General features: G+C 55.6%; 2 protein-coding genes and 1 pseudogene. 1 reads left to right on the top strand and 2 read right to left on the bottom strand.

Features of this window, described 5'->3' with window-relative positions:
* On the top strand, window positions 1–828 hold an 828-nt coding region (locus tag LC354_RS27470), incomplete at its 5' end, for a tetratricopeptide repeat protein (protein ID WP_223429107.1).
* A gap of 256 nt (window positions 829–1,084) precedes the next feature.
* Here the strand turns inward: LC354_RS27470 and LC354_RS27475 are convergent.
* Window positions 1,085–1,849, bottom strand: coding sequence for an NAD(P)H-dependent oxidoreductase (locus tag LC354_RS27475; protein ID WP_223429108.1), 765 nt, complete (start codon window positions 1,847–1,849; stop codon window positions 1,085–1,087).
* Between the two features lie 289 nt (window positions 1,850–2,138).
* Window positions 2,139–2,252, bottom strand: a pseudogene (locus tag LC354_RS27480) (integrase); the annotation flags it as partial.
* Between the last annotated feature and the right edge of the window lie 138 nt (window positions 2,253–2,390).

Below are 2,390 nucleotides of genomic sequence, written 5' to 3' on the forward strand. Positions count from 1 at the left end.
GGGCAATGTGTTCACATGGGTCAGTTCTCAGTGAAAATCTGGGGGGCTACCGGGTCACTTCTCAGCGAAAATCAACACTCTAAGGCATATGACGCCTACCAAAAAGGCCGCTACGCGTACTTTCGCTATGAGCCTCAAGCCTTTTTCGAAGCGCTTTCGCACTTCGCGAAAGCGGCAGAACTGGACCCTGATTTTGCCAACGCCTACGCGCAGCAGGCCTATTGCCGCACCACGCTATATGTTTTTGGATTGCCCGGCAGTGACAAAACGCTGGATGCCGCAGAGGGTCTTGCGCGCGAAGCCATCAGGCGAGACGGCAACGCGGCACTCGGATATGCGCGGCTCGGTTGGGTGCTCGGGTATCTTGGGCGACCCCAGGAAACCATCGCTGCCTTTGACGCAGCCTTGACGCGCAACCCTGAAAACGCCGAGGCTTATCTGGCCTACGGCGAGACCATGAACCGCCTTGCACGCCCGCAAGACGCCGGACCGCTTCTGGAGACTGTGTTCTCAAAAGACAGTTTTCTGCCGCCCAGTTGGGAATTCCCGCAAGGCCATCGCCACCTTTTATTGGGGGAGCAGGAGGTAGCGATAGGGCACTTTCAATCTGTATTGGATCGCGTCCCGCGTTTTGTTCCAGCACGAGTCCAAATGGTGCGCGCGCTTTGGGAGGTTGGTGACACCGAGGGCGCAAAGCAGGGCGTTGCGAGGATCAATGAAATCGCGCCCAAGTACAGCCTTGCCCACTCAAAGCGTATCTTCCCGTATCCCGTTCAGAAAGAAGCGGATGCGTTGACGGCAGCGCTTTCGGGCGCTGGAATGCGTTAGGTTTTACGAGCGGAGCGGACGTTCGCTTGTGCAACTCAAACACCCGGTTGGTCCCGCAGACCGCTAATTCGACGTACCCTCCATTTTGCGCGTGCAGCGAATGACCGCAAAGCGGGCTGCAATCGCAGCATCCGGGCCTAGTGGTCAACGGCAGCAATGGGCCGTCCGTGTTGTTCACAATGGCATGGAACACAAAGAACCTGCTGTGGTGCGGAAGGCAGCTGCAAGCCGTAGGTGGCTCACTAGGCAAAGTCTGTCATGGATCTTTTCTAATGAAGTGGCTCAAACTTGGACGATCTGCTTTGAGCCTACCGTCTTCATCGAAGTCGGTGTCCGCATTGAACTGAAGAAGGGCACGGCTTTCGAATTCCGCCATCAGCCTGTCTTGTGCATCCAAAACACTGGCAAGGCGACCCTGAAGAGCCTCTTGTCTGGCACCTCGGTGATATCCATGAACACCATGCACGATTTCGGGAACTGCAACTGAAAACCCAAGGTACCTGAGCGTGTAGGCCGCAGGCCAAAGCAACATCTGAATGTCGCCTTCCTTCCCGTTGAAGGCGCTTTCTGTTTCGCCCGATCCGGTGGTTGCGCAAAACAGGACCTTCCGGCCACGAAAGTGACCAGCGTCAAAGCGATGCTCCACAGAGTGAAGTGCGCCATGCGCCAACACCCGATCAAACCAACCCTTGAGAATTGCAGGAGGCGCAAACCACCAAATCGGGAAGTGAAATACAACGCGATCGGCACGACGTAGCTTTTCGATTTCCAGATTGACGTCTGCAGGAAGACGATGCTGATCGGCGGCCTCTTCCTGCGCTTTGAGCGCATCAAAGCAGGGATCAGCCTGCTCACGAGGATAATGGCTCGCACGTTCGACTGGGTCGAACCCCATTGCTACAAGATCAGAGCAGAGAACCGTATCACCTAGCGCTTCACATGCGCTTTTAGTTGCGTTTGCCCATGCACCGTTGAAGGAACGTGGATCGGGATGCGCCAGAACGATAAGTGTTGTGGTCAAAGCAGGCTCCGAGACATTTCTTGAACGGCTTGACGCTTTCAAACAGCAATGGAAGGCTCTGGCAACTCAATTGCCACTGAGTTTGGTCCTGCGCACGAAAACGACCAATTGGCATTGGTTCTTCGACAAAAAGCGTAGGGTCCGACATCAGCTTTGGCCGCATAGAGTAAGTTCGTGCATCACTCGATTTCGCGGGTGCGGCGAACGTAAGCGATGACGGACTGCACCGCACCGCCGTATGAAGTTTCGAAGGTCCGCGGCGGGCCGTCCGTGAAGACGGCCCATTTCGCTAGATTTCGATCGCTTCAGCAATGGCGAGTGCATCCTCAAGCTCGACGCCAAGATACCTGACCGTGCTGTCCATCTTGGTATGCCCGAGCAGTAACTGAACAGCCCGCAAGGAGATATGCCCAAAAGTTGGTGACGGGCTTCATCAGGCGGCGTTTTGAAGTTGCTTGATCCCGTCCTTGAACTCAACCCCCTGAATGACTTCGGGCAGGCGGTTTGGTCCGGAGATCTTTCGCCACTTCTTCTTTGCTGA

Source organism: Tateyamaria pelophila (genome assembly GCF_019966495.1).
GTDB lineage: Bacteria > Pseudomonadota > Alphaproteobacteria > Rhodobacterales > Rhodobacteraceae > Tateyamaria > Tateyamaria pelophila.